The organism is Comamonas sp. MYb396 (assembly GCF_037479555.1).
GTDB lineage: Bacteria > Pseudomonadota > Gammaproteobacteria > Burkholderiales > Burkholderiaceae_C > Comamonas.
Map to the genome: position 1 here is coordinate 124,793 of NZ_JBBGYU010000004.1, position 26,225 is coordinate 151,017.

General features: G+C 58.8%; 21 protein-coding genes and 1 tRNA gene. 16 read left to right on the top strand and 6 right to left on the bottom strand.

The window, feature by feature from the left end; all coding sequences use genetic code 11:
* Positions 1–69 precede the first annotated feature (69 nt).
* A complete protein-coding gene (locus tag WH265_RS10845; RefSeq protein WP_339537727.1) occupies positions 70–210 on the bottom strand; it encodes a hypothetical protein in 141 nt (46 codons plus the stop codon).
* Entirely contained in the window at positions 207–1,667 is a 1,461-nt protein-coding gene (locus tag WH265_RS10850; RefSeq protein ID WP_339537726.1) for a glycosyltransferase, read from the bottom strand. The genes WH265_RS10845 and WH265_RS10850 overlap by 4 nt, the downstream gene beginning before the upstream one ends.
* Positions 1,668–1,729: 62 nt before the next feature.
* Between WH265_RS10850 and WH265_RS10855 the strand changes: the two genes are divergently transcribed.
* The gene (locus WH265_RS10855; protein ID WP_339558291.1) at positions 1,730–2,701 is read left to right on the top strand and encodes an ATP-grasp domain-containing protein; all 972 of its coding nucleotides are present in this window, start codon (positions 1,730–1,732) and stop codon (positions 2,699–2,701) included.
* Positions 2,677–3,294, top strand: a complete 618-nt coding sequence (locus WH265_RS10860; protein ID WP_339558292.1) for a histidine phosphatase family protein — start codon at positions 2,677–2,679, stop codon at positions 3,292–3,294. The genes WH265_RS10855 and WH265_RS10860 overlap by 25 nt, the downstream gene beginning before the upstream one ends.
* Here WH265_RS10860 and WH265_RS10865 read toward each other — a convergent pair.
* Positions 3,272–4,312 carry a PIG-L deacetylase family protein gene (locus tag WH265_RS10865; protein ID WP_339558293.1) on the bottom strand — a complete coding sequence of 347 codons (1,041 nt, stop codon included), beginning with the start codon at positions 4,310–4,312 and terminating at the stop codon, positions 3,272–3,274. The two genes, WH265_RS10860 and WH265_RS10865, sit on opposite strands and share 23 nt — an antisense overlap.
* Positions 4,291–5,394: a tetratricopeptide repeat protein gene (locus tag WH265_RS10870; protein WP_339558294.1), complete on the bottom strand. Its 1,104-nt coding sequence runs from the start codon at positions 5,392–5,394 to the stop codon at positions 4,291–4,293. Before WH265_RS10870 ends, WH265_RS10865 begins: the two co-directional genes overlap by 22 nt.
* A 29-nt stretch (positions 5,395–5,423) precedes the next feature.
* On the opposite strand from WH265_RS10870, the gene WH265_RS10875 reads away from it, so the two are divergent.
* On the top strand, positions 5,424–5,588 hold the full coding sequence (locus tag WH265_RS10875) for a hypothetical protein (protein WP_339537721.1): 165 nt from the start codon (positions 5,424–5,426) through the stop codon (positions 5,586–5,588).
* A gap of 42 nt (positions 5,589–5,630) precedes the next feature.
* Here WH265_RS10875 and WH265_RS10880 read toward each other — a convergent pair whose 3' ends face one another.
* A complete protein-coding gene (locus WH265_RS10880) occupies positions 5,631–6,986 on the bottom strand; it encodes an Ig-like domain-containing protein (RefSeq protein WP_339558295.1) in 1,356 nt (451 codons plus the stop codon).
* Positions 6,987–7,269: 283 nt separating this feature from the next.
* Here WH265_RS10880 and WH265_RS10885 point away from each other — a divergent pair, with 283 nt between their 5' ends.
* From WH265_RS10885 to WH265_RS10945, 13 genes are all read left to right on the top strand, one after another.
* Positions 7,270–7,449: a hypothetical protein gene (locus tag WH265_RS10885; protein ID WP_339558296.1), complete on the top strand. Its 180-nt coding sequence runs from the start codon at positions 7,270–7,272 to the stop codon at positions 7,447–7,449.
* A 61-nt stretch (positions 7,450–7,510) separates the two neighbouring features.
* A complete protein-coding gene (locus WH265_RS10890; RefSeq protein ID WP_339558297.1) occupies positions 7,511–7,690 on the top strand; it encodes a hypothetical protein in 180 nt (59 codons plus the stop codon).
* Positions 7,691–7,948: 258 nt separating this feature from the next.
* On the top strand, positions 7,949–8,449 hold the full coding sequence (locus tag WH265_RS10895) for a sigma-70 family RNA polymerase sigma factor (protein ID WP_339558298.1): 501 nt from the start codon (positions 7,949–7,951) through the stop codon (positions 8,447–8,449).
* The gene (locus WH265_RS10900) at positions 8,446–9,651 is read left to right on the top strand and encodes a FecR family protein (RefSeq protein WP_339558299.1); all 1,206 of its coding nucleotides are present in this window, start codon (positions 8,446–8,448) and stop codon (positions 9,649–9,651) included. Before WH265_RS10895 ends, WH265_RS10900 begins: the two co-directional genes overlap by 4 nt.
* A gap of 185 nt (positions 9,652–9,836) precedes the next feature.
* On the top strand, positions 9,837–12,245 hold the full coding sequence (locus WH265_RS10905; RefSeq protein WP_339558300.1) for a TonB-dependent siderophore receptor: 2,409 nt from the start codon (positions 9,837–9,839) through the stop codon (positions 12,243–12,245).
* A gap of 108 nt (positions 12,246–12,353) precedes the next feature.
* A complete protein-coding gene (locus WH265_RS10910; protein WP_339558301.1) occupies positions 12,354–14,315 on the top strand; it encodes an ABC transporter permease in 1,962 nt (653 codons plus the stop codon).
* A gap of 616 nt (positions 14,316–14,931) precedes the next feature.
* Positions 14,932–15,351: a hypothetical protein gene (locus WH265_RS10915; protein WP_339558302.1), complete on the top strand. Its 420-nt coding sequence runs from the start codon at positions 14,932–14,934 to the stop codon at positions 15,349–15,351.
* Between the two features lie 401 nt (positions 15,352–15,752).
* Positions 15,753–19,229, top strand: a complete 3,477-nt coding sequence (gene hsdR / locus WH265_RS10920) for a type I restriction-modification system endonuclease (protein ID WP_339558303.1) — start codon at positions 15,753–15,755, stop codon at positions 19,227–19,229.
* A gap of 179 nt (positions 19,230–19,408) precedes the next feature.
* Positions 19,409–20,866, top strand: a complete 1,458-nt coding sequence (locus WH265_RS10925) for a class I SAM-dependent DNA methyltransferase (protein WP_339558304.1) — start codon at positions 19,409–19,411, stop codon at positions 20,864–20,866.
* Complete coding sequence (locus tag WH265_RS10930) at positions 20,863–22,179, top strand: restriction endonuclease subunit S (protein ID WP_339558305.1); 1,317 nt, start codon at positions 20,863–20,865, stop codon at positions 22,177–22,179. Before WH265_RS10925 ends, WH265_RS10930 begins: the two co-directional genes overlap by 4 nt.
* A 37-nt stretch (positions 22,180–22,216) precedes the next feature.
* The gene (locus WH265_RS10935; protein WP_339558306.1) at positions 22,217–22,879 is read left to right on the top strand and encodes a hypothetical protein; all 663 of its coding nucleotides are present in this window, start codon (positions 22,217–22,219) and stop codon (positions 22,877–22,879) included.
* Between the two features lie 35 nt (positions 22,880–22,914).
* Positions 22,915–24,048: a hypothetical protein gene (locus WH265_RS10940; protein ID WP_339558307.1), complete on the top strand. Its 1,134-nt coding sequence runs from the start codon at positions 22,915–22,917 to the stop codon at positions 24,046–24,048.
* A gap of 102 nt (positions 24,049–24,150) precedes the next feature.
* Positions 24,151–25,848 (top strand): DUF262 domain-containing protein, encoded by a 1,698-nt coding sequence (locus WH265_RS10945; RefSeq protein WP_339558308.1) that lies wholly within the window; start codon positions 24,151–24,153, stop codon positions 25,846–25,848.
* A gap of 259 nt (positions 25,849–26,107) precedes the next feature.
* On the opposite strand, the gene WH265_RS10950 is transcribed toward WH265_RS10945, so the two are convergent.
* Positions 26,108–26,183: transfer RNA gene (locus WH265_RS10950), tRNA-Thr, on the bottom strand.
* Positions 26,184–26,225: the final 42 nt, after the last annotated feature.

The window sequence follows — 26,225 nt, forward strand, 5'->3', positions numbered from 1 at the left end:
GGCAGCCATCACAGCGCACACCAGCGCCTCTAGGGGCCAGGATGGCATTGGCACAGGCAGAGCAAGGAGTCACTGGCGGATAGCCAGTACCAGCGCGAGCGCAGCGCACAGCGTCACCACGATGACCAGTAGCTCGGCCCATACCAGCCGGCGCTCCTGGCGCGTGTCCTCGGTTTGCAGCTTGGAGAAGCGAGACGATGGATCGGTCATTCGAGAATCCGGCCTTTTCCAGTTTTGATGGTCTTGTCCCAACGGCGATCCGCTCCCTTGGCTTCTGCCAGGATGGCAGCGAAGGCGACGGCACCGTTGAGTGCGCCGTATCCGATGGTCATGACCAGCAGGTTGCGCAGCCAATGGGGCAGCAATCCACGCTTTTCTGCGACATAGAGTGCCCATATCGCCACCATGCTGAGGCTGCTCCAGCTATAGGCAAGGAACATCAGGCTAGCCGTATAGGGCCCGGTGCTGTGGCGGCTGAACTCAACGATGGACGCCCACATGAAAAACAGGCTGATGAGTCCCGGATAGGTCAAACCCTGCAGCCAAGTCCGTCGCCCCGTGGGTGGGTCGATCAGCATGGCGAAAAGCGTAATAAAGAAGTAGATCAACGCGCTGACCATCCAGAAGTGCCTGAGCGTGCTGCCCGCCAGGCCCGGATTGACAAAATGCAGAGCCCACAAACCCAGTGACGACAGGATCGCCAGCAAAGGCACGGCCACCGTTGACATCCAGACTATGCCAAACCATGGCCCACCCAGGCGCGGATGCACGGAAGGGCGAAACCACAGCTTGCGGTAGGTTCGGGTCAGTTGAAGGTTGCCCCGGGCCCAGCGCAAGCGTTGCTTCCACAGGGACTCCAGGCTTCCCGGCTCTTCGGCCCAGACGACGGCGTTGCCATCGAACACGGCCTTGCGCCCGTTCAACTGCGTTCTGAGGGTGGTGTCCGTGTCCTCGGCGAGCGAGGAGGTATCGATGCGGCCACCCATGTCCAGGAGGTTCTGCCGCGTGTGCAGCTGAGCGCCCCCGGCCATGCACAGCAGCGCGCCGGTCACATTCTGCGAGCGCCTGGCAGCCGCCTGTGCGGCAATGTATTCAAACGCGATGAACCGCGTCAGAAGATTGCCCGGCCGGCTGCCTTCCTTGATGTAGGCCGTCACAGCACCTACTTCGGGATCGGCCAGATGCCGGGCCATGCGCCGCAGCGTCAATGGCGGGAACAGCACATCGGCATCCATGATGACGATGGCTTCTGCCCAGGGCTCCTGCAGCACCGTCTCCAGCCCGAAATTCAAGGTATGGGCTTTGCCTTGCCCGCCATTTTCCCGCCGCAGATGAAACACCCGGCCCGCAAACTCGCGCTGGGCCTGTTGCAAGATCTCAGGGGTGTCGTCGGTGCTGGCGTCATCGACCACCATTACCCGTATGCACTGCACCGGATAGTCCAGCCGCATCAGGCATTCGATGGTGGCGCGAATGCTGGCGCCTTCATTCCATGCAGGCACGATGAATGCGACATTGGGGGTGGTGTCTTGGCAGCGTGCATAGGGCTTGCCAAGCCCATGCAGGCCTACCAGCACAAACTGAATGAAGGAGACGAGCAAGGGAACGGTGCCGGCAAACACCCACGCTATCAACAACCATTCAACACCAGGTCTCATCAGTTCCATGTCGTTGGCACTTCAGCTCTGAACCAGAATAAGATAGTACTTTTTGCAAGCTCCATTCGCTCATGAAAATCTTGATCACCGGTGCTGGTGGACCTTCGGCCATCAGCGTTTGGAAGAGCCTCCACAGCGATCATCAACTGTTCATGGCGGATATGGATCCGTGCGCAACGGGGCTCTATCTGGTACCCGCTGCGCAACGTCTGATTGTGCCTCGCGGCGATGATCCTTTTTTCTCGCAGCGTCTTTTGGCGCTGTGCCAGCAGCACCACATTGAACTGGTGATTGCCACGGTCGACGCGGAATTGGTTCCGCTGGCCATGAAAAGCCAGGAGTTCCAGGCCCAGGGGATCCAGGTGCCCTTGTCGCCGCTCAAGGCGCTGGCGCTGTGCGCCGATAAGCTGGCGCTTCTGCAAGCCGCGCAAGCTGTTGTGGCCGTGCCGCAATTTGAGCCTTTTGTGGGTGCCTCGGGCCTCTTGCAGTCGGCCACTGCTCCGCTGTTTATCAAGCCGCGCCGAGGGGCCGGCGGGCGGGGGGCGCAGATCGTCAGAGGTCCGCAGGATCTGGCCGCCATCCCTCGCGATGGCTCGTATCTGCTGCAGGAATGGCTACCCGGCAATGAGTACTCGGTGGACGTGTACCTCCGCGCCGATGGCGTGGCCATCGCTGCAGTGCCCAGGCTCCGCATGAAAATTGACTCCGGCATTGCCATGGCGGCACGCACGCAGCACTTGCCGGCATTGTCCCAAGTCGCGATCGATGTGGCCCAGGCCATGGGGGTACGGTTTGCGGTCAATGTGCAGTTTCGGGAGGATGCAGACGGCGTGCCCAAGCTTTTGGAGATCAACCCGCGCTTTCCTGGCACGCTGCCACTGACCCAGGCCGCGGGCGTGGACATGCCCGCCTTGCTGGTCGCGGAGATGCAAGGGCAGCCCATGCCCGATGGGCTGCAGCCGTTCAAGGAAGTCATGGCGGTGCGTTATCTGGTAGAGCAACTCGTGGAAATCAAGGAATGGGAAACACTGAACAAGGCCTGAAGCTGTGGATCGTGCGCCACGGTCAAAGCACGGTCAATGCAGGGGCGGTGGCGCATCCGGACGCACCGCTGACTGCGCTGGGCCATGCCCAGGCCCAAGCCCTGGTCGAGCGCTTTAGCAGCGCCCCCGATCTGGTGATCACGTCGCCGCTGCTGCGCGCAAGACAGACGGCTGCCCCCTTGCTCGGCCACTGGCCGCGCACGCCAGCGGAGGTCTGGCCCATTGAGGAGTTCTGCTACCTGAGCCCATCGCGTTGCGCAGGCTCCACGGTCGAGACCCGCCGCCCCTGGGTCAGCGCCTACTGGGACCGCTGCAGCCCCGACTACGCCGACGGAGCGGATGCCGAGTCCTTTGCTGATTTCATGGCGCGTGTCAGCGCATTCCACCAACGCTTGATGGCGCGGGGCTCCGGCTTTGTCGTGGTGGTCGGCCATGGGCAGTTTTTGCGTGCCTACCAATTGGCGCTGACCCATGGCTTCGCCGCCAGTGCCGATGCCATGCGCCGCTTTCGCCAGAATGAAACGACCCATCCGTTAAGGAATGCCGAGATCGTCGATCTTGGCAGCGTTCTTAACGATCGAGCTGCCGAATGATCTCCAGGGGCTCCACCAGCCCATAGCCAGCATGGCGCCCCCAATAGCGGGCCGTTGCAGAAATGTACGCAGAATCGAGCCCAGCGTGCTTTGCCACCTGGCTGTGGTACTTCTGGATCATCTGCACCTTCTTGTCCATGTGATGCGTGATGTCCACGAACAGGTTGGGGCGGAAGTCCGTCGTCGATGAGGGCGATTGGTAGCAATAAAGGTTCGGTGTGTGCCTGGCCGCTACCAAGGTGGCCAGGTGCGCATTGCGGTGGTCCTGGTGCGAGTCATGCGAGGAGTGGGTGTAGATATGGGTCGGTGCGATTTCACGCACGACGCGCTCGATCAGCTCAATCGTCTGGGCCCCTTCTGGAACCTGCGAGTCTGGCAGATCCCCCACCTTCAGCGTCGCATTGAGCAGCATCGATGCCTGTTGCGCCTCCTCCAGGCGCAGATTGACATCCCCCCCTTTGGCGCCACGGCTCAGTATCAGCACGACAACCTCATGGCCCATGGCGCGTTTTTTCAGCAACGTGCCGCCGCAGCCGATCTCCACATCGTCCGGGTGGGCACCCACGGCAAGCGTGACCTGGCGCTGGCGTGCACGCTGCTCGCGCTTTTCATGGACGAGGGTGTAGATCTGATCGAGTAGTTCAGTGCAGGAGTAGGTTCTGAGCAGGACATTGTCCACTTGCTGGCTCAGCGCTGCGCGGATGTTCATGACCCCGAGTTGGCGCACGATGCCAAGAACAGGCACGCCCCAGCCACCCAAGCGCGGCAAAGCGGTCGGCAGCGCCGCCAGCGCAACCTCATCGAGGTTGGCAATGATCAAGTCCCAGGGGTCTGCGTACAGCACACGCTGCAAGTCTGCGCCCGGCGCGCAGCAAGTCAGTTGCATGTCTGCGCGGTCCGCAAGCCATGCCGATACCTGGCGGGCATGCAGTTCATCACAATCGATCAGCAAGATGCGGAACTGGGCCGCTGCCGGCGGGGTGAACTGCGCCTCGCCTAATTCCAGTATTTGCGCCACCCTAGCTCCACCTGCGTTTCACGGTTGAGGGAAAGGTGCCGAATCGTTGCCAGAATGGCACCTTGCTGACCAACGGGGAGTACCGCTCGCCCATACACATCCGTTGCATTGGGAGAGGTCCCATGGCTGGTTCCAAGCACCCAGAGCATGTGACCGGGTCCTTGCCGTACCGCCTCCAGCGCCAAGGCGCGGCGGTGGCTGTCCTGGTCGATGTTGTGCTCCGAGTAGAGGCGCACCACCGCTTGCCAGCCCGCGCCCAGGCCAATGCCCAAGCCCAGATGGCGCAATTGCGACCGCCAACCAGAACCAAAGCTCTGCCGCAGCCCTCCGGACAAGAGCAGCCCCTCGGTGATCTGGTACTCGCCTTCCACGCCCAGGCGTCGCTGCGTTGCAGTGTCATCGCGCTCAATGTGCTCTGCGCTCAGCCGGATGCTGTAGTACGACGGCACCTGCCACCGGTAGCCGACGGCGACCGAGGTCGAGGGTAGCAAGCGGCTGTCTGTCGGCTGGTCCAGAAGCCCGACATCGACGCTGTTGCGGCGTAGGTCCACATCCAGAACCTGTCTCGCATCGATGGTGGTGGAAAAGCCCAGGCTGCCACCCCAGAGCTTGCCGACATCGTTGCGGAGATAGCTGCCTTTGGCATCCAGTTGGTAGCGGAACACGTTGTCGGACTGCGCAAGCCCTGCGAGGGCTTCTGCATTGTGCGGATGGGCCTCGAGCGTTTGCCCAAAACCTTGCCGGGCCTGCGCAACGTCATAGTCCGCCAGCAGCACCCAGGCCATTCCATTTTTCGCCTCCGGGTCCGCGGGATCCTCGGCGAGGATTTGTGCGTAGATGCCGCGCGCCTGCGAAAGCTGGCTCTGCGCCCTGGCCACCCGCGCAAGCCCCAAGAGCGCCGCACGCTTGTCGCCCGGATTGCTGGAGGCTGCACTCTCGCTATAGATCTCGCGTGCAAGCTCGAACTGGCCGGAGTGCTCCAAATTCTGCGCCCGCTCAAGGGCTGGCTGTTGCGCTGGTGCTGCAAAAACGCTGGCTGCAGCAAGGGCGATGGATCCAGCCAACAGGGGTTTGAGGAACATGGCGAAGGCGCGGTAGGTCAGAAATCGAAGTGCAAAAAATTATTTCAGAAAATATGAGAATTGTTCATTTCTTTACAATTTTCTATGGACTGAATGGTGAACAATTCTTTCCTGCACTGCAGCATCGCTGCCAGCGCTGGGCCCAGGCCTGCCATCCCGGCGAATGGGATGTCAGCCGGAATGGCGAGGTGTGAGGCTGGGCAGCATCCGGCTTGGCCCTGCTGCGCAAACAGGGGCTACGAGCGACTGCGATCGGCCGCTGCAGAGGCTCCCTCGCCCCGCTTCTTTCTGCGGACAAACCCCGCTGCGCCGGCCACCAGGCCTGTGAGCAACAGGGCGCCCAGGCCACCGAGTGCAGGCACGGGTGTGGCGGCGCGCGGCCCGGAGGGTGATACCACCGCATTGACGACCACCGTCACCTGGGCAGTGGCACAGGTCCGGATCGGCTCTTCCTGGCAAACCTCGTAGCTGAAGCTATCCGTGCCGGTAAATCCAGCATGGGGGGTGTAGACGGCAAGCCCAGAGCCATTGATGGTGACCGTGCCATTGGCTGGCTGCTGCACGATGCTGGGATCGGTCAAGCCAGTTGCTGGCGAGGCGGCGCTGTCATTGGCTCGCAGGTCGATCGTGACTGGCTGGCCCTGCGCAGTGCTGGCGCTGTCATTGACTGGTGCAGGGCTGGGGGCCGCTGTGCAGTCGGCCGACCAGGGCGTACTCCTCGTCGCACTGTCCCAGACCAGGTCATTCGCCGAGCCCGTAGACGGAGAGAGAAAATTCGGACATACCGCGCTGTTTGGCTCGAAGTAAGTCGCAAATGACGGGTTCGATGGTGCAACAGGAATGCTTCCGCTCAAGCGGTTGTAGCCCACACGGAAACTTACCAGCTCAACCGCATCGGCAAAAGAGGGGATCGCGCCTGTCAGCTGGTTGTATTCAGCCGAGAAAATGCGCAAGCTGGCAAGTCCAGGCCCCGTTAATTCTGGCAGTGGACCCGTCAACTGGTTATTGGCGACGTTGAAGGTGTTCCATGCCGTTTGCCCCGTCAGCACAGGAATGCTGCCCGTCAGCTGGTTGCCGGCAACATTGAATACCTCCAAGTCGGGAAACCCTGTTAATGGCGGAATGGTGCCGGACAACTGGTTGTTTTCAGCTGTAAATCCCCGCAGCTTGCTGTTTGGCCCGAATGCAGGAATGCTGCCCGTCAATTGATTGCCGGACACATAGACTTGCTCAAGATTGGGAAAGCTATCCAAGGAGGGCAGGGTCCCCGTCAAATTATTCCCTGCCAGGTAGATCCCTCTCACCGATGTTCTATCGCTAGTGCATAAGATCGAGTACCAGTTATTGTCACAGGGGTCACCGACCAGCCATGTCCCTTGAAAGTCCCAGCCGGGGCCTCCAGTACTGTTGTACAGATCAATCAGCGCTGCACGTTCAGCCGGGTTCATTGCCGCCTGCGCCACCGCAGGTAACGCCCCGGCTGCCATGAGGCACAGCGCTGCGATGGCCTGTTTGGCCCCTGCAGCCCCGTCTTTTGACACCCGCTCAGATGTGCATCGCTGCACGCTTGCGAACCAATCAGGAATACGCATGGCCTCATCTCCAATCTCAAATTTATACACAAGGACACGCGGTGCTGAGACAGACGTGCCAACCATGCCATCGCACAGCGACTTGGATACCATTGCTTACATTGGGAAATAATAGCCATTAAGCGGTGGATTTTGTTCAAGCCCCTTTTTGTTAACGGTTTTTCAACATTGGCGTTGTATTTTGTGAGTTTTATAGTTAATTGCTTATTAAGCAATAATATTTTTATAAAAACAAAGAACCATTTTTGCAGTTGTGCTAGCTGATTTTTATAAGGCTGCGTTTATGAAAATAGGTCGCCTGCCATGGGCGGTGATATATCAGCTCTTTAGTGATTTTCAACTGGGCGCGGCCTTTGCAAGAGGGGGTGCTGCATATTCAAGCGCAGGTCAGATTGCGTATGCGCAGACGACATGGATTTTTTCTTTTCGCTCTGCGACGCTGCCCTTGAAGATGCAGAACTAATGGCGCTGAAACTGGCGCTGGCGCCCGTTACACCGGGGCCACCCGCGAGCAGGGCAGCAGCTTGTCTCTGCCCGGCTATGTGCTGTTCGATGCGATGGTCAGCTACACCACGGGGCCCTGGAAGCTGGCCCTGAACATGAAGAACCTGGCGGACAAGCGCTATGTCACCTCCTGCTCGTACCACAGCTGCTTCCTGGGCGAGCCGCGCACGGTGATCCTGTCTGCGGCGTACCGCTGGTAGCGGATGCCCGGGCCGCCTGGCCACAGCGATGTGGCCGGCGGTCTGTGAAGGATGCCTATTTTGGCCTCTGCTAGATAAGATGAATTCTCATTTGCATTTATAATGCTCGGCTTACCGTCTCGCTACGCGCTACAGATCCAGCGGCCGCCACATCTTGCTTGCCACCTGACGGGCAATACCAATGCAAGGGATGGGGCTCGATTCGCTGTGGCTGCGCATGCTTACTACAAAGAACTGCTGAACTTCTGCGCCCGCACTTTGAAAAACCGCGACTCGGCGGCCGATCTGGTGCAGGAGGCCTATGTGCGCCTTTTTGGCGTGCAGCAGTCGGGCACCCAGGTGGCAGATCCGCGCGCGCTGCTGTTCCGCACGGCGCGCAATCTGCTGACGGACGAGTACCGGCGCGAGCAGGTGCGCAGCCACCAAAGCCTGGAAGCGCTGGACGAAGCGCAGCAGCCGCTGGCGCCCAGGCACCTGCAACCCGAGGAAGTGCTGGCCTTCAGCCAGTATGCGAGGGCCGTTTACGTGGCGATTGAGAGCCTGCCACCGCGCTGCCGTGAAGCCTTTGTGTTGAACCGCTTCGATGGCCTGTCGCACCAGCAAGTGGCCGAGCACATGGGCATCTCCCGCAATATGGTGGCCCAGCATGTGATCCGTGCGGTCTTGGTCTGCAAGGCCTGTGATGACCGTTTCCATGGCCGTGCCACCGCAGCAGCGCACGCTGGCCATGGCGCCGATACAAAGGTTCAGCGCCCATGAACCAGCCAGAGCTCCACCACCGCTACAGCGCGCCCAGCCCATCCTTGCCAGCTTCCCCCCAGGAGGCGGCGGATGCGCGCGACTATGCCGAGTTCATTGCCGGCCAGCATCCGCTGGAGGTCGAGGCCATCGGCTGGATGGTGCGCCGCCAGGACGGGCTGACCGCCGACGAAGAGGCCGAGTTGCAAGAATGGCTGGAGCGCGACCCCGAGCACGCCAAGGCCTTGGAGCAGGCCGAAGGCGTGTGGGGCCGCATGGATGAGTTGCCAGAAGAGGGCGTGGATGCGCTGAAGGCGGGCTTGCCACCCAGCGCTGAAGGCCCAGCAGCCTTGGCGCTGCCACCGATAGCGCACCGTGCCGCTGCGGGCGAGAGTCGCCGCCCATTGGGTGCACCAAGCTCGCCCGGCCGCCGCGCCTGGTTGGCCAACCTGGGCTGGCTGCTGCCCCAGGCTGGCGTGGCCGCTGTCGCGCTGGGTGTGGTGGGCAGCGGCTGGTATGGCTGGAATATCTGGCAGCAGCAGCCCAGCTTTACGCAAAGTTTGGCGACCGCCCGTGGCGAGCAGCGGCAGCTGGCGCTGCCCGATGGCAGCACCCTGTGGCTGGACACCGCTACGCAGGTGGAGGTGAGCCTGTACCGCCAGCGCCGCGAGGTGCGGCTGCTGGAGGGGCAGGCCTTCTTTACCGTGCAGCCCAACAGCGCCCAGCCTTTTGATGTGCTGGCGGGTGCCACCCGTGTCACCGTCGTGGGCACACGCTTTTCCGTGCGCAACACGCGCAGCGGGCTGGGGGAGGAGGGGCGCGTCAGCGTGGCGGTGGAGCAGGGCCGTGTGCGTGTGGCCAGCCGCCAGAGCACGCAGGAGCTGGCGGGTACAGCGGTGGAGCTGGTCGCAGGCCAGTCCGTCAGCACCGATGCCAGCGGTCTGCCCGGGCCGGTGCAGCACGAGGCCGCACCTGCGGCCAACTGGCGCGAAGGCCGGGTCAGCTTTAACGGCAGCACGCTGGCCCAGGCAGTGGCCGAGTTTGAACGCTATGGCGATACCGGTCTGGTCATCCGCGATCCGGCCGTCGGCGCGCTCAAGGTGCATGGCAGTTTTGAGCTGCGGCAGCTGGCAGCCTTTGCCCGGGCCTTGCCCCGGGTGCTGCCGGTGCGCCTGGTGCCCAAGGATGGCAAGACGGAAATCACCGCTGCACGCGGTGGTTGAGGCGGTGGAGGCGGCGATTGAGACAGCGTTGGATGCAGCGGGAACAGGGCAAATGCACGGTATGGCAGGGCTTGCAGCAAGGATGCAAAAAATTTTCAAAAAATTTGCTTGGCGACCTCAACACCTGGGCCCCTCATGCGTCAGCACAGCTAGGAACCTAACTTTCTACTGTGGAGATCGTATTCATGCCGCAACCGCGCTTTCAACTCGCGCCCCTCGCTCTGGCCACCGTGCTCACTCTGCCGTTGCTGGCGCTCAGCGCCTTGCCCGCCCATGCCCAGGCAGCGGCCAACTTGGCCATCTCCTTGCCAGCGCAGCCGCTGGGCACGGCCTTGAACGAGCTGGCGCGCCAGGCCCGCTTGCAGCTGATGGTGCATCCTGACCTGGTCGCCGGCAAGCAGGCTCCGGCCGTGGCGGGCAACCTGACGCCCCGGCAGGCGCTGGACCGGGTGCTACTGGGCAGCGGCCTGGTTGCGGAGCTGCAGGGCGCCGAGGTGATCGTCAAAAAAGCGCCTACCGCCGATCCCCGCGATGCGGCTACCTTGTCGACGGTGACGGTCACGGCCCAGTCCGATGCGAGTGGCGTGACCGAGGGCACGGGCGCCTACACCACCCACAAGGTCCGCACGGCCACCAAGATGGATCTGTCCATCCGCGAGACGCCGCAGTCGGTCAGCGTGGTGACGCAGCAGCAGATGCGCGACGCCAATATGCAGTCGCTCGATGATGTGACCGACGCGCTGCCCGGGGTGACCTACAGCAAGCTGGGCACCGAGCGCTCGTATTTCTATTCGCGCGGCTTCCAGATCACCGACCTGCAGATCGACGGCCTGTCCACCAGTATGGCCGAGAGTTTTTCCGCGGATGCCATGTCGCTCAACAACATGGCGATCTATGACCGGGTCGAGGTGGTGCGCGGCGCCAATGGTCTGCTGCAGGGCTCGGGCAATCCGTCGGCCGTCATCAATCTGGTGCGCAAGCGGCCTACGCGCGAGTTCCAGATGAGCGCCGAGCTGGGCGCGGGCTCCTGGGCGGACTACCGAGCGCAGCTCGATGTGTCCGGCCCGCTCAACGCTGCGGGCAGCGTGCGCGGCCGTGCCGTGGTTTTCGACAACCGGGCCAACAGCTTCAAGCAGGGGGCCGAAGCCGACAACCGCATGCTCTACGCCATCGTAGAGGCCGATTTGGGCAGCGCAACCACGGCCAGCCTGGGCTTTAGCGCCCAGCGCGACAACCACCAGGGCTATGACTGGGGCGGCTTCAACACACGGGCCGATGGCACCTTTTACGATCTGGACCGCTCGGCCTCGCTGTCTGGCGCGGGCGCGCACCTCAACCGCGACAACTACAGCGTCTTTGGCGACATCAAGCACCGCCTGGGCAATGGCTGGAACCTGACCGCCGCCTTCAATGCCGTGCGCTCCGACGCCAGCTTTGTCGCCAACTACCCGGCGCGCGTCTCTGACACCGGCCAGACCCTGTCCTGGGTGGATGCGGAGTACCAGGACAAGCAAGTCGCCTTTGACCTGCATGCCACTGGCCCCTACACGCTGTTGGGCCGTGAGCACCAGCTGATGCTGAGCCTGAGCCGCCGCCGGGACAATTTTGACTACGACATCTTTGCGGCCCAGGGCTCGCAGACGATCGATATCAGCAGTTTTGACTTCTCGTCGATCCGGGTGCCGGGCTTTAGCAGCACACCCACCACCTATGCGCTGGAGCGCAACGAGAAGGGCGCTGCCGTGGCCACGCGCCTGCGCGCCACGGATGCGCTGAGCTTTATCATCGGCAGCCGCCTCAGCTGGTCGGACTATGCATCGCGCAGCCCCTACACCAACGCGTCATTCGACTCGGGCCGGCAGGTGATTCCGTATGCCGGCGCGGTCTATGACCTGAGCGCTGCGCATGCGCTCTACGCCAGCTACACCGACATCTACTCGATCCAGCAGTACTACAGCCCCAACGGCCTGCTGGCGCCGGTCAAGGGCAAGAACTACGAAGTCGGGATGAAGAGCCAGTTCTTCGACGGCCGCCTGCAGACGGCCGTGGCCCTGTTCCAGACCGACCAGCTGAACCTGCCAGTCGCCCTGAACATGGCCTCGACCTGCGGTCTGACCGGTGCCACCCGTTGCTACACCGAAGGCGCCAAGGTGCGCAACCGGGGCATTGATCTGGAGGTGTCGGGCTCGCCCACCCCCGGCTGGAACCTGGCCGCCGGCTTTACCTACAGCGATCCGAAATACGTGGCCGGCCCCAATAACGGCCTGCCCTACAACACCACCTTGCCGCGCAGGATCTTCAAGGTATCGACCGACTACCGCCTGCCCGGCGGGAAGTGGCGCCTGGGCGGCAATGTGCAGGCGCAAAGCGCCATGTCGTACAGCGGCAGCGGCTATCGCATCCAGCAAGGCGGCTATGCGCTGCTCAACCTGCATGCGGCCTACCAGTTCAACAACCATCTGCGCCTGCAGCTGAACGTGCGCAACGCGCTGGACAAGCACTACTACCAGTCGATCCCTACCAACAACAACTACGGCGGCGTGTTTGTGGGCACGCCGCGCAGCTTTGCGATGACCTTGCGCTATGACTACTGAGCGACTGCCAGAGACTGCGATCCCAGCGGCTGAGGCGGGCCCCGGCACCAGCACCAGCACCAGCACCAGCACCAGCACCAGCACCAGCACCAGCACCTGGAGGCACCGTTGCCCCCACCGCTGATCGAACTGCGCGGCATCCGCAAACGCTATGGCGGTGGCAGCACGGGCCGGCCTGAGGTGGAGGTGCTGCATGGCATTGACCTGTCCATCCTGCCGGGCGAGTTTGTCGCCATCGTCGGCCAATCGGGCTCGGGCAAATCGACGCTGATGCACCTGCTCGGCTGCCTGGACCGGGCCAGTGCTGGCAGTTACCACTTCAACGGCCAGGATGTGGCGGCGCTGGATGCCGATGCGCTGGCCTGGCTGCGGCGCGAGGCCTTTGGCTTTGTGTTCCAGGGCTACCACCTGATAGCGACGGATTCGGCCCAAGAGAATGTGGAGATGCCCGCCATCTATGCCGGCAGCGCAAGGCCCGCGCGGGCATCGCGTGCACAGGCCTTGCTTGGCCGGCTGGGGCTGGCAGACAAACGGCATCTGCGGCCCAACCAACTATCGGGCGGGCAGCAGCAACGCGTATCGATTGCGCGGGCCTTGATGAACGGCGGCCGCATCATCCTGGCCGACGAACCCACCGGCGCGCTCGACAGCCAAAGCGGCGCCGAGGTGATCGCCCTGCTGCACGAGCTGGCCGATGCCGGCCACACCATCGTCTTGATCACCCATGACCGCAAGGTAGCGGCGCAGGCCCGCCGCGTGATCGAAATCCGGGACGGCTACATCGTCAGCGACAGCGAGCCGAGCCCTGGCACAGCGCCTTCGCAGGCCGCCTTGCCGCCGCCGGACATGGACGAGGCAATGCAGAAGTGTGGCAGCCAACCCCTTGCCGACCTGCGCGAAGCGCTGCGCTCGGCCTGGCGATCCATGCGCATCCACCGCGCCCGCACGGCCTTGACCCTGCTGGGCATCGTCATCGGTGTGGCCTCGGTCATCGTGATGCTGGCCGTCGGCATGGGCGCCCGCCGGGAGGTGGTGGCACGCATGGGCGCGATGGGGGCGACGGTGATGTACATCAACAACCGCCAACCGCCGCAAGGCGGGCCCACCGGCGTGACCACCTTGGCGGACCTGGAGGCAGTAGAACAGCTGCCCGAGGTGGCCCATGCCATGCCGGTAGCGCGTGACCCGGCCACCGTGCGCTACGGCAATGTGGCCTGGCAGGGCGACACCATCGCCGCCACCAGCGCCTGGCCCGCCATCCACAACTGGCCCGTGGCGCAAGGGCGCTTTTTTACCGACGCCGAGGATGCGGAACTGGCCCCCGTCGTGGTGATTGGCAAGAAGGTGCATGAGCGCTTTTTTGAAGGCCGCAAAGCGCTGGGCGAGCTGCTGCTGATTGGCACCACGCCTTTTCAGGTGGTGGGTGTCATGTCAGAAAAAGGCGCAGGCGATGGCGGCCAGAGCCAGGACGACCTGGTCGTTGTTCCTTACCGCTCGGGCATCTTGCGCATCTTCCCCAACGGCAAAAGTTTTGATCCGCACTACACCGTTATCCAGGCCCGCGACTCCCAAAGCGTGCTGCCCGCGCAGGCAGCCATCGAAAACCTGCTGCGCCTGCGCCACGGCCGCGAGGACTTCTATGTGGCCAACGCCGCCGCACGCCTGCAGGCTGCAGCCCAGGCCAAGGATTCCATGACCACCATGCTCAGCCTGATCGCCGCCGTCTCGCTGCTGGTCGGCGGCATCGGCGTGATGAACGTGATGCTGATGGCCGTGAAAGAGCGCACCCGCGAGATCGGCATCCGCATGGCGACCGGCGCACGCCAGTGGGATATTCAGCGCCAGTTCATGACCGAGGCGGTGCTGGTGACCATGGTGGGCGGGACCGTGGGTGTGTTGCTTGGGGTGTTGATTGGCGCGGTGCTGGTCTTTTTGGGGGGCGCTGTTGTGCTTTCGGTCAGCGCGATGTTGCTGGCTTTTGGCTGCGCGGTGGTGACCGGCTTGGTGTTTGGCTGGATGCCGGCGCGGCAGGCGGCGCGGTTGGAGCCGGTGGTGGCTTTGGGTGGTTAGGGGGAGGGGGCGAGCTTCTACCGCAGCGGTGGCAGTCACTGCCCGTCCCTGCTTTCCGACCCAGCCAGGCCGCTACCGCTTCACTGAGGAGGGCCGAAAGGCTCGGGCAGGGAGAAGACGGAAGGGAAGGGAAGGGAAGGGAAGGGAAGGGAAGGGGTTCAATAATGCGCCACCCCCAAGTACTTCCATTCCTGCCGTGCTACAGTTACGCCGCTGCGCCAGTCAAGCGCAGTCGGGATTGGCGTCCCGTTGAATCTCCACGACGTAAGCCGTGGTCTCTATTTCGCAGAGTCTGCGGCTTCCTTGTCTGTGCCCCGGTTTATGGTGGCTCGGATGGGGGAGCGCAAGCTCCGCCGGTTCTCGCAGGAGGTTCCCGGTACGCCAACCTGTTCGAGCCACCGCCTTCCATTGGCGTGGGAGGCGGTGGTTTTAGCAAACCGAACCACCTGGAGTCGATCATGGCTCAGTCACCCCTCGCGCGCATCTCTGCGTCCACTTCCTGCCTGGGCGAAAGCGCCCTGATCCAACTCTATCCCGACGCGCACAACGCGTTGCACATGGCCGTACAGGCACTGCCTCCACTGCGCGACCTGTCCCGGAGTCAGGAGGCGTCATCATGAACAGCAAGCCCCAAGCTGCCCGCGCGGCAGCAAAACCCGCTGCATCTGTGGATTCCAGCTCAGATAACTCGTCCAGCCTGGATACCGCTTATGCCGATGCCATCCAGGCCATCGCGGGCCATTGCGACCAGACTTTAGACATTCACGACATCTGCAGGCTCCGCAGGGCTGGCGGCTTTACGGACGACCTGGCGCTGACGGAGTGCGAAGCCCAAGCGATCAACACGCGGCTGTATGGCTTGCGTGCTATATCGGCTCTGCTGATGGGTGCGGATGATGGCGGGGCGTTCAAGCTGAGCAAGTGGCTGCAAGGCGGTCTGCACAGTGCTTTGTATGCCTTGACCGAAGATGCGCAGGCGGTGTTGCATCGGGCCAATGAGAAGGCTGCTGAGGGGAAGAAGGGTGGCGGAGTGTGAATCACAGCAATTGCCCTGCGTAAGGGCGAGCAGAGAGCCACCAGGCGGTGCGGTTGGAGTCGATGGTGACTTTAGGTGAGGAGCTGTTGTTGGACTATGGCTTTTGCTTTGTTGGTGTGACGGTGGAATGGCAAGGCATCAGTATGTGTTTTCTAAGTCGCATCTGTAGGTGATGCGGATTTGCCGCGCCTATAACGCGACAGACATTCGCTGAGCGTATGAGCATTCATACCATTGAAGACGTTTTGACACAACGGTGGCCAACGAGGTGATGATTCAGCAGCGCCTACGCATGCAGAAGTCGAACTCCAAAGCAAATAGGATTACTTGTACTTGTTTCTGGATCTGATACTTTTGCTTGCATAATGCCAAGTCGAAATAACGATAGCTTGAGACTGCCAGTGAGTAACTTCGATTTTCTGAGTGCGCATTCCAAACCATTGGCTTCGCTTGGCTTGGCGGCCGAGAAGATTTTCCCTCACGACCCTCCTAGCTGCGTAGCCAAGCTGCGTTTGCTGGCGGAAGCCATCGCCAAGGACGTCGCCAACCGAATAGGCCTGCAGCTGTTGCAAAGCACCCAGGTTGAGCTGATTCGGGCCATTGACAATCGCCTGGGGCTCGATCCGCAGCTGCGCCAGATGTTTCACCTGCTGCGCACACGTGGAAATGATGCGGTGCATGAGGCAGGCTCCGCTATTGGCTACCGTGAAGCTTTGGAGTCACTGAAAGTTGCGCGCGAGGTCGCACTCTGGTTTCATCGCACGTTTGGCAGCAACCCGCATTTCAAGCCCGGTCCATTTCTGTTGCCAGATGACCCTAGTGAGAAACTGAATGTGCTGCAAAAGCAGATAGAGGTTTTGAATGCAAGTCTGAGCAGTGCAGAGGCATTGAGCTCTGACCGGGAAGCCATGCAGGAGTTGTTGCGGCAACAGGCGGAGCAAGAGAAGAAGTTGGCTGCGCAGGCGCTGGAAGAGCGGGATATTTACGAGCAACTGGCAACCGAGGCAAGCGCTACGGTCGAACAACTTACGGCAGAGCTGGCCATCGCCCAGGCAGCCGCAGCGACTGCCCAGGCCCCTAGCATTGAAACGGTGCGCTCATGGAGCGAGCGCTCCCGCAAGGCGGCGAGCCTGGTACACATCGATGAGGCTGCTACCCGACTCATCATTGATCAGATGTTGCGGGATGCTGGCTGGCAGGCGGACACGGTCGCACTGACCCATGCCAAGGGGGTACGCCCTGTTCGCGGTAAGAACATCGCTATCTCCGAATGGCCAACGCAAGGCATGCAAAGTGCAGATTACGTACTGTTTGCCGGCCTGACACCGGTAGCCGTGGTGGAAGCCAAGCGCCTGAACCAGAATGTTGCGGGAAAAATCGGCCAAGCCGAGCGCTATGCGCGCGGCTTCATGCTGACAGATGAATTGGATGCGGCCTGGAAAAGCGAGCAGCCTGCCCAGCCCTGGAACGATGGGCAAGGTGCGGTTTTTCAGATTCCGTTCGCATACTCTTGCAATGGTCGCCCCTATATCAAGCAGCATGAGCAGTCCAGCGGAACGTGGTTTCGTGACCTGCGTCACACCGCCAATCTGTCCAAACCGCTGCAAGGCTTTCACTCGCCGGAGGGGCTGAAAGATTTGCTCCAGCGCGATATTGCCCTGGCGCAGCAAAAGCTGCAAACCGAGGCCTCTGCCTATCTGGCGCTGCGAGGTTACCAACTCGATGCCATCAGCGCAGTTGAGCACAGTCTGGGCCAGGGACAGTCCAGCAGCCTGCTGGCCATGGCCACCGGCACCGGCAAGACGCGCACCATCATCGGTCTGATTTACCGCTTGCTGAAAGCCGAGCGCTTTAAACGCATTTTGTTTCTGGTAGACCGCACGGCCTTGGGCGAACAGTCGCTGGAAGCCTTTGACGAAATGCTGCTGGAGCAGAACATGCCCCTGTCCAAGCTCTACAACATTGCGGCCTTGGGAGACATGGCTGCAGAGGCAGAAGACCGCGTGCAAGTGGCTACCGTGCAGGCAATGGTCAAGCGCGTCTTTGGCAGCGACTGCCCGCCGCCCGTCGACATGTTCGACTGCGTCATCGTCGACGAGGCGCACCGGGGCTATACCCTGGACCAGGAAATGACTGAGGGTGAACAGGAGGTGCGAGATGCTTCCCAGTACCTCTCCACTTACCGCCGCGTACTGGATTACTTTGATGCCTTCAAAGTGGGCCTTACTGCTACACCTGCCAAGCACACTAGCGATATCTTTGGCGCTCCCATCTATACCTACAGTTACCGGGATGCGGTAGCCGATGACTGGTTGATCGACCACGAACCTCCCATCCGTTACACCACGCTGCTCAGCGAAAAAGGTATCCACTTTGACAAAGGTGCAGCGGTGGAAAGCATCCATCTGCACACGGGTGAGATCGATACGGCGGAGCTGGAGGACGAGCTGCATTTTGATGTGGCCAGCTTCAACAAGGGTGTTCTCAATGACAACTTCAACCGGGTCATTTGCGAGCAGCTGGCGCAGGAGCTGGACCCATTCAGTGATGAGAAGACCATGATCTTCTGCGCCACCGACACCCATGCAGACACCGTGGTGCGCATGCTGGGTCAGGCCTTCAAGGATTTGCATGGTGATGCCTACAACCAAGCAACGGTCACCAAGATCACCGGCAAGACTGACAAAGTCAGCCAGATGATCCGCAATTACAAGAACGAAGCTTATCCCAAGGTGGCAGTTACAGTGGATTTGCTGACCACCGGCATTGACGTGCCGCGTATTTGCAATCTGGTCTTCATGCGGCGTGTGCGTTCGCGTATCTTGTACGAGCAGATGATTGGGCGAGCCACCCGTCGCTGTGACGATATCGGTAAAACGGTCTTCCGCATCTATGACCCGGTCGACCTCTACGCCACGCTGCAGGAGGTGAACACCATGCAGCCGCTGGTCAAAAATCCCAATATCACCATCGACCAGTTGATGGACGAGCTGCACAATCCGGCATCCTATGAAGCGCCAGGCAGCACGTCAGAGCGCAAACATGCTGATGACGTGCTGGATCAACTTAACCAGAAGCTCATGCGTGTCCTCCGCAAAGCAGAGCACATGGCTGAAAAGAAGCCTGTGCTGCAAGAGCGCCTGAAGCAGTTGGAGCAAGACTGGGGCGTCCCCCCCGCCGAATTGCACAAGCACTTGCATGAGATGGCTCAAAAGCAGGGCACACGCGCAGCAGCCGAGTTCCTGCGTGACAAGACCCGGCTGTTGCAGCAACTGGGCGAAGTGCAGGAGCTGATGGGCACCGCTTACCGACCTGTGCTGTCTGACCACCACGATGAATTGCTGACGCGCGAACAGAGTTGGGGCTATTACGCCAAGCCAGAAGATTACCTGGATGGTTTCGCGCGCTTTATCAAAGAGCAGCTCAACGAATCGGTTGCACTTTCGGTGGTGGTCAGTCGCCCCAAAGATCTGACGCGTGAGCAACTGCGCGAAGTCCGCCTGTTGCTGGATGGTGCGGGCTTCTCAGAAGCGGCGCTCAAAGCTGCATGGCGCAACCAGAGCAACCAGGACATTGCCGCTGGCATCGTCGCCCATATCCGCAAAGCTGCTTTGGGTGAGGCACTTCAGCCTTTTGAAGAGCGGGTGAACCGAGCGATGCAGTGCATCTACAGCCTGCGCAGCTGGACCACGGCGCAGCGCAGCTGGCTGGACCGCATTGCCAAGCAGCTCAAACATGAGACCGTCGTGGACAGCAGCTTCCTCAATGAGGCCTTCCGCCAGCAGGGGGGCACCAAACAAGTCGACAAGGTACTGGGCGGCCAGCTTGATGCAGTAGTCAGCCATTTGGTGGAGGCTTTGTGGCAAAAGGCGGCCTGAGGCAGGGCGGCTTGCCGCTATGCTCTCCACCCTGAATTACAGAAGTCATTCCATTCGCCTGCATCCCAAAAAGTAGCGTGCATCGCAAGATGCATGTCGATTCTTGGTGCGAACAATGCGAAAACCGAACAGCATCTAGCGCTAGCCGCTATTTCCCCAAAAGAGAAAATTTTCTTTTCATGACCACCTCTGACATCGTCCAGAAACTCTGGAACCTCTGCGACGTCCTGCGCGACGACGGCATCAACTACAGCGACTACGTCACCGAGCTGGTGCTGCTGCTCTTTATCAAGATGGAGCACGAAAACCTTGAATCCGGCGTCATCAAAGCGCCGCTGCTGCCGGAGTACGCCCGCTGGAACCAGCTGCGCGGCCTCTCTGGCATCAACCTGCTCAACACCTACCGCCGCACGCTGCAGCAACTGTCAGAGTCCACCAGCCCGCGCATTGCTGCCGTGTACGCCAATGCCCAAACCAGCCTGAGCGAGCCGCGCCATCTGGAGCAGCTCATTCGCGACCTGGACCGCATTGACTGGTTTGACACCGACAAGGACGGTCTGGGCGATTTGTACGAAGGTCTGCTCGAGAAAAACGCCAGCGAGACGAAGAGCGGCGCGGGCCAGTACTTCACCCCGCGCCCGCTGATTGACGCGATGATTGCCGTCATGCGCCCGCAGGTGGGTGAAACTATTCAAGACCCCGCCGCTGGCACCGCTGGTTTTTTGATTGCGGCCGACCGCGCCATTCGCGCCCAGACCGATGACCTGCTGGATTTGACCGAGCCCCAGCGCGCCTTCCAGATTCGCAAGGCCTACACCGGCATGGAGCTGGTGCCCAACACCCGGCGCCTTGCGCTGATGAACTGCCTGTTGCACGGCATTGAAGGTGACCAGGAAGGCGCCATTCACCTGGGCAACACCCTTGGCACTGCCGGCCAGCGCCTGCCCAAAAGCGACATCATCCTCAGCAACCCACCCTTTGGCACGGCCAAGGGCGGTGGCGGTGCCACGCGGGATGACCTGACCTACACCACCAGCAACAAGCAACTGGCCTTTGTGCAGCACATCGTCAAACATCTCAAGGACGGTGGCCGCGCCGCTGTGGTGCTCCCGGACAACGTGTTGTTTGAAGCCGGCGTAGGCGCCGACATTCGCCGCGCCCTGATGGACAAATGCCGCCTGCACACCATCCTGCGTTTGCCCACCGGCATCTTCTATGCCCAGGGCGTCAAAACCAATGTGCTGTTCTTTGAGAAGCGGGGCGAAGCCGCCAAGGGCAGCACCAAAGAGGTGTGGGTGTACGACATGCGCGCCAACGCCCCCAAGTTTGGCAAACGCACCCCCCTGACCGGTGCGCACTTTGCCGAGTTCATTGCCGCCTATGGCGAAGACGTGAACGGCAAGAGCGAGCGCACGGATGGCGGCGAACAAAGCCGCTGGCGCTGCTTTTCGCGTGATTGGATTCGCGATGAGAAGCAGGACAGCTTGGACATTGCCTGGCTCAAAGATGACAGCGTGGAAGACGCGGCTGAATTGCCTGAGCCTGCGGTGCTGGCGCGGGAGATTACGGACGAGCTGAATGCGGCGTTGGAGGAATTGGAGGGGATATTGGCGGAGTTGGGAGAGGCTGCAGAATGAGTACGTTGCCAACAGGTTGGGTAATCGCAACTATTCCGGAAGTTGCGGAAGTTCTCGATTCGTTACGTGTTCCGCTAAATGCAAATGAGCGAGCGTTGAAGGTTAATGGGAAAAACGTTGCTGAATTGATTCCATATTTCGGTGCAACTGGCCAAGTTGGCTACACCGATAGCTATTTATTCAATGAAGATATAGTGCTTTTAGGCGAAGACGGTGTGCCATTTTTAGATGTATTTAAGAAAAAGGCATATCGAGTAAGCGGTAAAAGTTGGGTAAATAACCATGCACATGTGCTGAGGGCGAAAATATTGGACTGGCGTCTTTTGGAGAGCCAGCTCAATTGCTTGAGCTACGTCGGCTATGTGTCAGGTAGTACTCGATTGAAACTTACACAGGCATCAATGAACAAGCTGCCAGTTATAGTCCCGCCGCAAAATGAACAACTCCGCATCGCCGACAAACTCGACACCGTCCTGACCCGTGTCGATGCCCTGAACGACCGCCTCGCCCGTATCACCCCCTTGCTCAAACGCTTCCGCCAGTCCGTCTTGGCCGCCGCCACTTCGGGGCGGTTGACGGAGGATTGGCGCGAAGAGACGCAATTGACAACTGCGTGGCCCTTGATATCGCTTAGTGAAGTTGCTAAAGATTTTTCGTATGGCTCTGCTGCGAAATCGTCGAAAGTAGGTGATATCCCTGTGCTGCGCATGGGAAATATCAAAAATGGCTCTCTTGACTGGCAAGACTTGGTTTACACCAGTGATGAGCTGGAAATTAATAAATATCGTTTATGCGTTGGTGATGTTTTATTTAATAGAACCAATAGCCCTGATTTGGTTGGTAAAACTGCAGTTTTTAAAGGTGAGCGAGAGGCTGTTTATGCTGGATATTTGATTCGGGTGAAGTGTTCTGAAAAATTGGACGCAGATTTTTTGAATTATTGCTTGGGAAGTCCTGCTGGTCGTGATTACTGCTGGAAAGTGAAGTCTGACGGAGTTAGTCAATCAAATATCAATGCTAAAAAGCTTGCTGCTTTTGAATTTGAGCTTCCATCAATAGAAGAACAAACCGAAATCGTCCGCCGCGTAGAAATCCTCTTTGCCTATGCCGACCGGCTGGAAGCCCGCCTGCAAACTGCTCGCACCGCCGCCGACCGCCTCACGCCCGCACTGCTGGCCAAGGCCTTTCGCGGCGAGCTGGTGCCGCAAGACCCGAACGACGAACCAGCCACAGAGCTGCTGCGCCGCCTGCGCGAGGCGCGTGCCGCAGAGGCCCCCGCCAAAAAAACGCGTGGCCGTAAAGCAGTGGTGTGATTTTTGGCAAGTTATCTATTAGAAAGCAAAGAGAGCAATGCAAAAGACCGTGAAATGCGATGTAGAACTGTTGGCTTTGCTTAAGCAAAGCGACGCAAAGGAAGTTGATTTCCTTGTTGATGTATTGACTGACAACGGTGCTGGACGTGTGGCGCTGTCTTCGTCCATTAAAGACTTGCTGTTACACCAGAAGGCGGAGGAGAGATACACCGAAGATGGTCTCCGGAACTTGTTGCATGAACTGCAGGAGTTTGGTGGCCACTCCGTGTTGAATTTATTCAGAAATGAGCCGATTGCGTATGAAGAGCTACTGACGGATGTTCACAGAAAGCTTAATGGCAAAGATAGCAAAACCAAAAATATCTGGCAAAAAGAGCGTGAAATTGTTTTGAGCCTTTTTGGTGATAGCTGGCGAACGATGGCTGATCATGAGCGCTGGGAACGTTGCAGTGAAACCAAAGTGGTGAGTGGTTTTTTTAACATGCACGAGAACTTGAATGTGGATGAAAAAGGTACAGTCTTTGGTTTATCCGCTGCAGCAAGTGCCGCTGCGTTTGTGGCGCTGAGAATGTTTCCACCTGCAGCCATTGCAAGCACTTTAGGCATGGCAGTCCAGTCTATGAGCGAGGCTTACCGCATCACCATTCCATTTGTTGTGCAGATTGCGCGGATAAAAATGATGGGGATAAAGGCTATTTAAAATCATTAAAAAATATCAACTGTATAAAATTAAAAATGAATGCCAGTGATAAAAGTGTTCCTGCTGTAGTGGCGTTGGATTTGCAGGATGAAAAAGGCCGTTCTTTGGTGGAAATTCGCCATTTCGATGAACGGGAAATTAACTTTGAAGGCCAGGGGCAAAAACTTGATTCAAAGAGCGTTTCACAATTCAACCATTGGCTAGGATTGGTTCCATCTTCTGCATCGGCTGCGGCAGGTCACTCTAAGCAGTTGATGACTTGCTCATTTGAGTACAGCAAGCTGATACAGGCTAAAGATGGTAGTGGCGCTATTGGTGCGGTATACAAAGAAGGTTCAACCCAGCTTGGTGCGCAGGCACGCTTTCAAGAAGCGAAAAGTCTTCAGTCTGTAGTGAATACGGGTCTGATAGTGAACATTGCTTCGCAGGTGCTTGCTCAAAAGCATCTTGCAGACATCAATGAACGCCTTGAGGCCATTGAGCGGCAAGTCAAAGGATTGCAGGAGCATCTTGAACGATCTAGGTTTGCAAAAATCCAGACCTTCCAAGAGCATTTGCGTCGTGTCGGAAATTTGCTTGAGCAAGGTGAGGATGTGTTGCCGAGCACATTTCAGATTTTGGGGCAAAAAGCTCAAGATGTTCGCGCAGAGGTTATACATCTCCGCCATGATCTAGAGGATGCGCATAAGCAAGTACGTGATTTTGATCCCAGTAGCTGGTTTGGGTCCAACGACTTGCGTCTTGAGCTTCAAGAAAAAATTAAACGCGTCAATCATTTGCAGCGTGAGTATTTGTTGGGTATGCAGTGTTTGCTAGTAGCGAATTTAATTCTATTTATCAAGCACGATGGCAATAAAGAATTTTTGGTTGCTGGCAATCAATATCGGGTCGAGCTTGAAAATGAGCAAGGCTTATTGAATCAATGGGAGGCAACCAAACGCCACGTAGCTGTGCATCTGAGCAAAATGAAACCCGTATTCGAGTTGAAGAAAAGCACTCAGGCCAACGCGCAGATGGTCGAAAGCACATTAGAAAAAGTGCAGTTCTTCATTGCGCAAGATGCAGAGCAAGTATTCCAATTGCAGCAACGTTTAGAGGATGCTCAGACTCCGTGCGTATTGCTCGAAGTCGACGGCGGCGTAGTAGTTCGAGGGAACTACTTATCATAGTCAATTTGCGTTAAGTCTTATATTGCCTGTTCATCCGAATCTGCCGTGAATAGAGACACGGCCAGGTAAGTTTTTGATCTCTGAAAGCTATCTATGCCCAGTATGTTGACAGCGAAAGAGCAACCGCTCTTCAAGATTTTTTGCAACGACTACAAGTTCAGCATCCCACATTACCAGCGGCCTTATTCCTGGGGCGTAGCTCAGGCCCGTGAGTTGCTGAGTGATTTGCGTGGTGCGCTGGAGGATGCTCCGGCGCAGATTGCAGAGGCCAATCCATACTTCCTGGGCAGCATTGTGCTGATCAAGAAGGAAGGGCTATCAGACGCTGAGGTAGTGGATGGCCAGCAGCGCCTGACGACGCTGACACTGCTGATGTCTGCTATTCGCGCCAGCATTGAGGATGTCAATCTGCAAAACGGCATTACCAGCTTGCTGTATGCCAAAGCAGACTTTTTAACGGGTGTCAGCGCCAGTTACCGCCTGAATTTGCGGGCGCGGGATCGCGACTTTTTTCGCGACCATGTGCAGCACGAGAATGCCTTGCCAAATTTGTTAGCGATCAAGAGCGTGCTCAAGGATGCCCAGAAGCGCTTGCAGGAAAATGCCCAGGCCTTGATGGAAGGGCTGGCCGGTATGAGTCAGGCTGACCTAGCCCGCCTGGCGCAGTTCATCACCACGCGTTGTTATCTGGTGGTCGTATCTACGCCGGATCTGGATTCGGCTTTTCGCATCTTCGGCGTGATGAATAGCCGGGGTCTTGATTTAACGGCGACGGATATTTTAAAGGCCGAGATTCTCAGCGCACTTGACAGCCGCGACGAGGTGGCTTACTCCAATATCTGGGAAACGCTGGAAGCGGATATGGGACAGGATGAGTTCGGAACTTTGTTCGGACATATCCGCATGATCTATCGAAAAGCTAAACCTCAGGGTACGTTGCTCAAAGAGTTTAAGGAGCACGTACTCAAGCAAATGACAGCTGAAGAGTTCATGGTTGAGGTTTTGCAGCCGATGGCGAAAGCATTCGATTGCATTATGAATGCTGACTATGCGAGCACCCAATATGCAGAACAGATCAATGAACGCTTGAGGTGGCTCAACAAGCTTGAGTTTAAGGATTGGGTGCCGCCCGCGTTGGCCTTCTTTGTGCGCTACGAGCAAGAGCCGGAAGCGCTGCTGCAATTTTTGACCGATTTGGAGCGTCTCGCATATTCGATGCTGGTGCGAAAATTCTGGGTGAATGAGCGTATGGACCGCTTTTCAAAATTGACTGCATTCATCGAGCAAGCAGGAAATTTGAAGTCCGAGGATTCACCGTTGCAGTTGTCGGTACATGAGCAGCGTCATTGCTATGACGTTCTGCAGGGCCCGCTGTATGACAGTCACTCGGCAAGAGCGTTGTCAATACTGTTGTTGAGGTTGGATAGTTTGCTATCAGATGGGTCGGTGGTCTATGAGCATGGAAAACTAACTGTAGAACATGTGCTTCCTCAAAATCCGCCGCATGACAGTAGTTGGGCTCCTTGGCTTGAAAGCAGAGAGACTCATCAGCATTGGGTGCATCGACTGGGTAATCTGGCTCTTCTTAATCGCCAAAAGAATAGTGCAGCCAGCAATTACAGTTTCGAAAAAAAGAAGGCCGCTTATTTCGCTAAAGGAGGCGTCTGCACGTTTGCCATTACCACGCAAGTCTTGCAGCATAGCGATTGGACAGAGGCTGTCATCAAGGTGCGCCAAGATGAGATGTTGCGAGCGCTGGAGTTGCACTGGCGACTAGGCGGACGTTCAAGCGCAGCTTAGTCTTTAAAGGCGTGTGGGCTCAGAATCAACCGGTAGCTCGCCCAATCTGTTGATTCTGAGTAACGATCTCCGCATGGACACAAGCAACTCCGCTGTCACTCACGAGACTAGGCGCATCAGGCGCTTGGGTAGTAGGTTGCTTGTCGTTTTTGGGTCTGGAGTGAGGAACCAACTCTCGCTTGAATGGAGATCATAGGGTGCTGCCCAAACAATAACGAAAAAGCCCGCTATCCAAAAGATAGCGGGCTTTTTACTGACTTGGTGCCGGAGAGATGAATCGAACACCCGACCTTCTCATTACGAATGAGCTGCTCTACCGACTGAGCTACACCGGCGTTAGAGAGAAATTATAGCGTGAAATTTTGGCTCTCAGACCA

What these genes read in the sequence shown, in the direction of transcription:
- WH265_RS10845 (WP_339537727.1), bottom strand. Translation starts at nt 210, where the DNA reads ATGACCGATCCATCGTCTCGCTTCTCCAAGCTGCAAACCGAGGACACG.
- WH265_RS10850 (WP_339537726.1), bottom strand. Translation starts at nt 1,667, where the DNA reads ATGGAACTGATGAGACCTGGTGTTGAATGGTTGTTGATAGCGTGGGTG.
- WH265_RS10855 (WP_339558291.1), top strand. Translation starts at nt 1,730, where the DNA reads ATGAAAATCTTGATCACCGGTGCTGGTGGACCTTCGGCCATCAGCGTT.
- WH265_RS10860 (WP_339558292.1), top strand. Translation starts at nt 2,677, where the DNA reads ATGGGAAACACTGAACAAGGCCTGAAGCTGTGGATCGTGCGCCACGGT.
- WH265_RS10870 (WP_339558294.1), bottom strand. Translation starts at nt 5,394, where the DNA reads ATGTTCCTCAAACCCCTGTTGGCTGGATCCATCGCCCTTGCTGCAGCC.
- WH265_RS10880 (WP_339558295.1), bottom strand. Translation starts at nt 6,986, where the DNA reads ATGCGTATTCCTGATTGGTTCGCAAGCGTGCAGCGATGCACATCTGAG.
- WH265_RS10885 (WP_339558296.1), top strand. Translation starts at nt 7,270, where the DNA reads ATGAAAATAGGTCGCCTGCCATGGGCGGTGATATATCAGCTCTTTAGT.
- WH265_RS10900 (WP_339558299.1), top strand. Translation starts at nt 8,446, where the DNA reads ATGAACCAGCCAGAGCTCCACCACCGCTACAGCGCGCCCAGCCCATCC.
- WH265_RS10905 (WP_339558300.1), top strand. Translation starts at nt 9,837, where the DNA reads ATGCCGCAACCGCGCTTTCAACTCGCGCCCCTCGCTCTGGCCACCGTG.
- WH265_RS10915 (WP_339558302.1), top strand. Translation starts at nt 14,932, where the DNA reads ATGAACAGCAAGCCCCAAGCTGCCCGCGCGGCAGCAAAACCCGCTGCA.
- WH265_RS10925 (WP_339558304.1), top strand. Translation starts at nt 19,409, where the DNA reads ATGACCACCTCTGACATCGTCCAGAAACTCTGGAACCTCTGCGACGTC.
- WH265_RS10930 (WP_339558305.1), top strand. Translation starts at nt 20,863, where the DNA reads ATGAGTACGTTGCCAACAGGTTGGGTAATCGCAACTATTCCGGAAGTT.
- WH265_RS10935 (WP_339558306.1), top strand. Translation starts at nt 22,217, where the DNA reads ATGCAAAAGACCGTGAAATGCGATGTAGAACTGTTGGCTTTGCTTAAG.
- WH265_RS10940 (WP_339558307.1), top strand. Translation starts at nt 22,915, where the DNA reads ATGAATGCCAGTGATAAAAGTGTTCCTGCTGTAGTGGCGTTGGATTTG.
- WH265_RS10945 (WP_339558308.1), top strand. Translation starts at nt 24,151, where the DNA reads ATGTTGACAGCGAAAGAGCAACCGCTCTTCAAGATTTTTTGCAACGAC.